Raw genomic sequence first — 7124 nt, 5'->3', positions numbered from 1 at the left:
CCCGGGTCGCCGGGCGTCCGTTCGGGCGGCGGCGGGGCGCCCCCGGGACCGGCGGCCTGCGCGATGCGCTGGGCGACGGCGTGCAGCCGCTCGTCGCCCGTGCGCACCTGCTGTTCGGCCCCGCGCCGCAGCTCCGCGAGCCGCTCCTCGACGGCGGCGAAGCGCCGCGTGTCGAAGAGCCTGCCGAGCAGCTTGGCCCGCTGCTCCGCGTCGGCCTGGAGGAACTGCGCGAAGTCGCCCTGCGGCAGCAGGACGACCTGGCAGAACTGCTCGCGGCTCATGCCGAGCAGTTCCGTGATCTCCTTGCCGATCTCCTGGTGGGTGCGGCTGAGTGCCCGCCAGGCGCCGGTGGTGGCGTCGTACTCGCGCAGGGTGCTCGCGGCCTTGACCGTGGTGAATCCGGCGCGGCCCTTCTTCGGACGCTGCTGGGCCGGGCTGCGGGTGACCTCGACGCGGCGGCCCGCCACGGTCAGGTCGAGGCCGACCTCGGTGAGCGTGCCGGGGGCCGCGTGGTCGCTGCGCAGGACGACGCCGGGCTTCTGCCGGGCACCGGGCACGCCTCCGTAAAGGGCGAAGCAGACCGCGTCGAGCACGGAGGTCTTCCCGGCTCCCGTCTGGCCGCGCAGCAGGAAGAGGCCCCCGGCGCCGAGCGCGTCGAAGTCGATCTCCTGGGTGCCCGCGAACGGCCCGAACGCCGTGATCGTCAGCCGGTGCAGCCTCATCGGGCCACCTCCCGGGCCGCGTCGTCCACCCGCACGTCCTCGATGGCGCCGCGCAGCACCGCCCGTTCCCCGTCGTCCGGCCCCGCCCCGGCGCGGACGTGCGCCACGAAGTCCTCGGCGATCTGCTGGTCGCTGCGGCCCCGCAGGCGCCGCGCGTAGGACGCCGCGGTCTCCTCGGGTGGCCGGTCGGGTTCGAAGAGCAGGCTCAGCGTGTGCGGGAAGCGGGCCAGGAGGCGTGCCATGGGTTCCTTGGGGCGCACGGCGTCGGTGAGGGTCGCCTCCACCCACGCCTCTTCGTGGACGGCGAGGTCCGGGTCCTCCAGCAGTTCCTCCAGGAGGCCCCTGAGCCGCGCGAGGGGCCGGGGCACGGGGCAGTCGAGCCGCTCGGCCGCGATCTCGCCGCCGGGCCCGAGGTCGACGAGCCACATCGACTTGCGCCGCCCCGCCTCGGAGAAGGAGTACGCGAGGGGCGAACCGGAGTAGCGCAGGCGGTCGGTGAGGCGCTGGGCGCCGTGGAGGTGCCCGAGGGCCACGTAGTCGACTCCGTCGAAGACGGCGGCGGGGACGGACGCCACGCCGCCGACCGTGATGTCCCGTTCGCTGTCGCTGGGCGCGCCACCCGTGACGAACGCGTGGGCCAGGACGACGGACCGGGTGCCCTCCGGCCTCGAGGCCAGATCCGCGCGGACACGGTCCATGGCGGCGGCGAGCACCGTCTCGTGCTGCGGCTTGTCCACCCGGAACTCGTCCCGCACCAGGGAGGGTTCGAGGTACGGCAGGCCGTAGAACGCGACGTCGCCGTGGGCGTCGGGCAGCACGACGGGCGTGGCGCACTCCGCCGGGTCGGTCCTCAGGTGGATGCCGGCGCGGCCGATGAGGCCCGCGCCGACGCCGAGCCGGCGGGCCGAGTCGTGGTTGCCCGAGATCATCACCGTGGGCACGGCGGCCTCCGCCAGCCGGTGCAGCGCCCGGTCGAACAGCTCGACCGCGGCGAGCGGCGGCACCGCGCGGTCGTACACGTCGCCGGCGACCAGGACCGCGTCTACGTCCCGCTCGCGCACCGTCCGCACGAGGTGGTCGAGGAACGCGGCCTGGGCGTCGAGCAGTCCGGCGCGGTGGAACGAGCGCCCGAGGTGCCAGTCCGACGTGTGCAGGAATCTCATGATCCCGCAGCGTATCGGGGGGCTGTGACAGTGGGGTCCGGGTGGGGCGCGCGGGCCGGGAGAGCGGGCGTCCGCTGCACGGTGCCGGCGGGGGTCCTGCGCGCCGCGGGAGAGCGGGCCGGGCGCGACGCGGCGGCGGAGCCCTCGCGAGAGGACACCCCGGCGCCTGAGCCTTGCCGCTCGTCGGTGCCTGGCCCGGGCGGCGCCGCGTGCACCGGGGCCCGCGGGGCCCGCGTCGGGACCTTCGCGGTCCGCGCCGCGCCGCGTGCGCGCCTCACGCGTCCCCGTAGGCCTCGTCGCCGAGTTCCAGGATCGCGCTGCCGGACGTCGCGTCGGCGAGCCAGTCGCGGAAGGCGCCGACGTCCGCGTCGGGGAGGGCGATGTCGATCTGCACCCTCTCGGCGTACCGGACGCCCCGCACGGCACGTCCCGTCGCCCGCAGGTCGTTCTCCAGCTTTCCGGCGCGCTGGTGGTCGACGGTCACGGTCGCGAGGCGGTACTTCGTGCGGGTACGGGTGCCGACCGCGTCCAATGCCTCGCCGACGACGCCCCCGTAGGCGCGGATGAGGCCTCCAGCGCCGAGTTTGACGCCTCCGTAATAGCGGGTGACCACGGCGGCGACGTACCGCATCTCCCTGCGCAACAGCATCTGCAGCATCGGGGTGCCCGCGGTGCCCCCCGGCTCCCCGTCGTCGCTCGCACGCTGCACGGAGGCGTCGGCACCGATGACGTAAGCGAAGCAGTTGTGGCTCGCCGCGGGGTGTTCGGCGCGTACGCGCGCGACGAACTCCTGCGCCTCCTCCTCGGTGGCGCAGGGGGCGAGCGCGCACAGGAAGCGCGACCGGTTGATCTCGCTCTCGTGCACGCCCGCGCGGGCGACGGTCAGGTACTGCTCGGGCATCACCCCACCTTATGCGGGGGCACCCGCACGGGTGGGAGCGGGAATGCCGGGCGGCGGCGGCCGGTTTCCCGGTCATGTACGCAGACGACGAGACGATCCGCAGGATCCTCACCGAGACCGGCGACACCTGGGCCGTCGTGGGCCTGTCCGGCAACCGCGCACGGGCCGCCTACGGCGTGGCAGGCGTGCTCCAGCGCTTCGGCAAGCGGGTGGTGCCGGTGCACCCCCGCGCGGAGACGGTCCTCGGCGAGCAGGGGTACGCGTCGCTCGACGCGATCCCGTTCGACGTCGACGTGGTGGACGTCTTCGTCAACAGCGACCTCGCGGGCCAGGTCGCGGACGAGGCGGTGGCGAAGGGCGCGAAGGCCGTCTGGTTCCAGCTCGGCGTGGTGGACGAGGCCGCGTACGCCCGCACCCGCGCGGCCGGCCTCGACATGGTCATGGACCGCTGCCCCGCGATCGAGATCCCCGCGCTGGGCTGACACACGGGGGGTTGCGCGGGCGTCGGTCCCGCGCTGCCCGTCTCCGTGTCGACCTGCAACGACAACGCTCCGGCCGCTCGGAGAGCAGTCGTGGCGAGGCTGCGCCGGGCTTCGTGGGGCAGGCGCCGTTCTTGAACGGGCGGGCCTTGGCGCCGGCCGCTGCCCCGTCCGCTTCCTTCCCGCGCCCCGGTGCGTCACGGGCGATTCGCGGGGACGGGGACGGCGCCGACGTGACGTCCCGTCGTCCGGAGCATCCAGGGCACCATGACCGAGCGAACGCTCACCGCGTCCTCCCGACACGGGCCGCTCGCGGGTGCGGATGGCGGCGGATCTCCTCTGCCAGGTCCAAGGCGTGCTGCCGGTTGTAGGCGGGACTGGTCCTGTCGACGGCCTCTCGCCACTGTCCGAGACAGGCCGCGCAGATGTCACATCCGGGGGCGGGTGCCGGCTCGGGCAGAGCGCCGTCCGTGCGGACGACGAGCCTGCCGTCGGAGCCTTCCCGCTCCATCATGGCGGACAGCTGCCGCCGCGCAACGCTGCTCACCTCAGCGGACTTGCTGGACTGGCCACGACGCGGGGCGGGACACCGCAGCGCGGGCACTCCCGCGTCGCCGCGAGTGCCTGCCGGGCGCCGGGCGGCAGGGTCCGCGGAGATCCCGTCGGCTGGTCGCCGACCGCGTCGGCCGGTCGCGTCACGGTTCTCGTCGGCGCCCTGCGGGGACCACTGACAGCGTGCATGTGGCGTCGCTCCTCGTAGCGTCGTCCGAAGCCCCGGACCTTGGGCACGGTCGCGGAGCGCTGTTGCAAGAGGACGCTAGGTGAATGAGGGGCGGCCTGTCTGTGTCACTTCGCTCCCCCGTGGAGCCGAAGTGACACAGCGTCAGAGCGTCAAGTGGATTTCCGCTGCGAGACTTCGCATGTCGCTGGTCAAGGTGCGTCGGCCTTCGATGATCCGGCCGAGGATCGTGCGCCCATAGGCCTGGTTGGGCAGCCACTCCGGCGACGCGCCGCGGATACCGATCAGTTTGTCGAAGGCTTCGGAGTACTGCCCCAGCTTGGTGTGTGCGTCCGCGACGTCCAAGAGGTGCCGGTTCCGGTTGTTGCTCGTCGGGCGCATGGCCACGAGCGGGACCGTGGACGCGATGCGGAGCACCGCATCCGGATACCCCCCGATCGCCGCGTTTTCGGCACTCTTCAGTTTGACCGTGGTCGGGCCGAACGTGCGGAGGAAGTCCTCCCCAGGGGTGTACTCCTTGCCGATGGCGACGGCCGCGGACCGGGCGAGCTTCAATGTGTCGGACGCCTGCCCGTCCTGGCCGTTGCGGACCGCTGCCGCAGACGCACGCAGCAACAGCCACCCCCACGTGGCCAATTCATCAGGGGTGGCCCGGGACATGCGCGGCTCCACCTCGTCGGCCCAGTGCACTGCCAGGTCCAGCGCCTGGTCCAACTTTCCCTGGCGCAGCAGGAGCCAGCACACGATCATGGCTGTGCTCGCGCGGTCCAACTGTGTCGGGGCCTCGTCCATGGCGCGCGTGAGGGCCGATCGGGCAGCATCGAACTGCCGTGTCTGCACCATCAGCCACCCGGACAGTTGCAGCAGTCTGGCCCGCAGCTCGCGGCCGTCGACGCCCAGCGTGTCGGCGTCCCGCAGCATCCTCGGAAGGATGACGGCGAGCTGCGCGAGTCGGTCACCCTTGAACAGCGGCAGTGCGGCAGCCATGACGCTGCGGACACCGTCCACCGTCGGGGGCTCGTCCAGTGCGTTGATCGTCGGCGGTCGCTCCAACGCCCGCCGGACTCCGGTCCACCGGTCGACGGCGCCGGACACGGGCCCTTCCGGCTCGCCCTCTCCGGCGAGCCGCATGGTGGGTACCCGGAGCGCCTTCGCGAGGGAGCGCAGGGTCTCCATCCGCGCGGTGTCGCGCTCCCCTCTCTCCAGCTTGCGAATGAGCGAGAGCGAGACGCCCGACATCTCAGCCAACTCGCGCTGCGTCAGGCCGCGGAGCTTCCGGACGTCCTTCACCGCTTTGCCCGTTTCTGCCACATCACCAGGGTACGGCGCGCACCAGTCGTGGCGCAGCCGCTCCGATCACCGGCGACGCGTGGCACTGGACCCATCGGCCGGCCTGCCGCCCCACGCCGCGGCAGGCCGGTGACGCCTGCGCCCCGGGCCCGGTGAGACCGGACAAAACCGCGGACCGCGGGTCTTGGTCCAGCGCCACATCGAAGAACGCTGAGGGCCTTGTACCGACCTGCCAGGCTGCCCGGACGGGCAGGCTCTCCCCACCGAGTGAGAGTCCGGCACATTCCCTGGGCGCGGCCGGGTCCGGAACCGGCGGTCAGCGAGTGGAGGCCGCCGCGCCCGACATCTGCGCCGCCTGCCGCAGCGCCTCGATCATGCTGCGCGGATCGGCCGTGCCGGTGCCCGCGATGTCGAAGGCGGTGCCGTGGTCCACGGACGTGCGGATCACCGGCAGCCCCACGGTCAGGTTGACGCCCGTCTCGATGCCGAGCACCTTGACCGGGCCGTGCCCCTGGTCGTGGTACATGGCGACCACCAGGTCCAGGTCTCCGCGCGAGGCGAGGTAGAACGCGGCGTCGGCGGGCAGCGGGCCCCGCGCGTCGAGCCCGTCGGCGCGGACCGCGTCCAGCGCGGGCTGGATCTTCTCGTCCTCCTCGCCGTTGCCGAACAGCCCGTTCTCCCCCGCGTGCGGGTTGATCCCGCACACCCCGAGCACGGGTGCCGCCGTCCCCGCGCGGACCATCGCCTCGTGGCCGCGGCGGATGGTCCGCTCCACCAGGCCGGGTTCGATCCGGTGCACGGCGTCCACCAGGCCGATGTGCGCGGTGACGTGGATGACCTTCACCTTCGGCGTGGAGAGCATCAGCGACACCTCGTCCACGCCCGCGAGTTCGGCCAGCAGTTCGGTGTGGCCCGGGTAGTGGTGGCCGCCCGCGTGCAGGGCGGCCTTGTTGAGCGGGGCGGTGCACAGCGCGTCGGCGCGCCCGTCGAGCGCGAGGCCGGCTGCGACGCGCACGTAGTGGTACGCGGCGTCGCCCGCGACGGGCGACACCTCGCCCCACGGCAGGTCGGCCGGGAGCAGTCCGAGGTCGACGACCTCGATCACGCAGGGCTCGAAGCGTGCCTGCTCGACGCCGGGGACGGCGCGTATCTCGCAGGGTGCGCCGAGGACGCGCGCAGCCTGGCGCAGCCGCCGCGCGTCGCCCACGACGACCGGACGGCACCGGGCCCGCGTGTCCTCGTCGAGCAGGGCGGCCACGGTCACCTCGGGGCCGACGCCGGCACCGTCCCCCATGGTCACGGCGACGACGGGAAGGGCAGAGGTCACGAGGGTTCTCCACTCGGTGCGGGGCGCGATACGCCCGCCGGGGCGCCGGCCGCTGCGGGGCGCAGGGCCCGGACGATGGTGAGCAGCGAGTCGGTGCCGCCGTAGCTGCCGGGGCGCGTGACCACGGTGCGGCCGTCCGGGGCGGTGGCCCGGACGGCGCCGTGGTGGATCTGGCCGTGCGGGGCGAGTTCGCCGACGCCGAGGGCGTCGAGCACGCGTCGCGCGGTCTCGCCGCCGGTCAGGACGAGGTCCGCAGGCACGGGCACCGAGGCGACGGCCCGAGCGAGCCCGGCGGCCAGCGCGCGGGCGGCGCCGGGCACGATGCCAGCGGCGCCGTCGATGCTGACGACCGTGATGCCGTCCGGGGCCGGTACGGGGAGGCTCACCAGGCCCGACGCCAACGCGCCGGTCGGCAGGACGACATGGTGCGCGCCCAGTGCGCGCAGCGCCTCGATCTGCGCGGCCGCCGCGGGCTCGGCCGTGCCGACCACCACGAGCAGCGG

At 73.8% G+C, this 7124-nt stretch carries 7 protein-coding genes; 1 reads left to right on the top strand and 6 read right to left on the bottom strand.

The genetic code is table 11. The features are described from left to right. From L1885_RS20235 to L1885_RS20225, 3 genes are all read right to left on the bottom strand, one after another. Positions 1–722: AAA family ATPase (locus L1885_RS20235; RefSeq protein WP_235798579.1), on the bottom strand; the 722-nt coding region annotated here is incomplete at its 3' end. After that, complete coding sequence (locus tag L1885_RS20230) at positions 719–1885, bottom strand: exonuclease SbcCD subunit D (RefSeq protein ID WP_235798578.1); 1167 nt, start codon at positions 1883–1885, stop codon at positions 719–721. The genes L1885_RS20230 and L1885_RS20235, both read right to left, overlap by 4 nt. A 274-nt stretch (positions 1886–2159) precedes the next feature. Further along, the gene (locus L1885_RS20225; RefSeq protein ID WP_235798577.1) at positions 2160–2786 is read right to left on the bottom strand and encodes a YigZ family protein; all 627 of its coding nucleotides are present in this window, start codon (positions 2784–2786) and stop codon (positions 2160–2162) included. Between the two features lie 74 nt (positions 2787–2860). On the opposite strand from L1885_RS20225, the gene L1885_RS20220 reads away from it, so the two are divergent. Then, a complete protein-coding gene (locus L1885_RS20220; protein WP_235798576.1) occupies positions 2861–3268 on the top strand; it encodes a CoA-binding protein in 408 nt (135 codons plus the stop codon). Between the two features lie 880 nt (positions 3269–4148). Here the strand turns inward: L1885_RS20220 and L1885_RS20215 are convergent. The 3 genes from L1885_RS20215 to L1885_RS20205 form a co-directional block, all read right to left on the bottom strand. Continuing rightward, positions 4149–5315 (bottom strand): helix-turn-helix domain-containing protein, encoded by a 1167-nt coding sequence (locus L1885_RS20215; RefSeq protein WP_235798575.1) that lies wholly within the window; start codon positions 5313–5315, stop codon positions 4149–4151. A 295-nt stretch (positions 5316–5610) separates the two neighbouring features. Beyond that, positions 5611–6621, bottom strand: a complete 1011-nt coding sequence (gene pdxA, locus L1885_RS20210) for a 4-hydroxythreonine-4-phosphate dehydrogenase PdxA (protein ID WP_235798574.1) — start codon at positions 6619–6621, stop codon at positions 5611–5613. Beyond that, positions 6618–7124, bottom strand: a 507-nt coding sequence (locus L1885_RS20205; RefSeq protein ID WP_308117361.1) for a nucleotide-binding domain containing protein, incomplete at its 5' end; no start/stop codon positions are given. The genes L1885_RS20205 and pdxA, both read right to left, overlap by 4 nt.

This window comes from Streptomyces fuscigenes, from assembly GCF_021556455.1.
GTDB lineage: Bacteria > Actinomycetota > Actinomycetes > Streptomycetales > Streptomycetaceae > Streptomyces > Streptomyces fuscigenes.
Note: the sequence above shows the minus strand (reverse complement) of the source record. Positions and strands in the feature narration are given on the sequence as shown.

Coding starts and splice junctions, on each gene's coding strand:
- L1885_RS20230 (WP_235798578.1), bottom strand. CDS start 1,885: ATGAGATTCCTGCACACGTCGGACTGGCACCTCGGGCGCTCGTTCCAC.
- L1885_RS20225 (WP_235798577.1), bottom strand. CDS start 2,786: ATGCCCGAGCAGTACCTGACCGTCGCCCGCGCGGGCGTGCACGAGAGC.
- L1885_RS20220 (WP_235798576.1), top strand. CDS start 2,861: ATGTACGCAGACGACGAGACGATCCGCAGGATCCTCACCGAGACCGGC.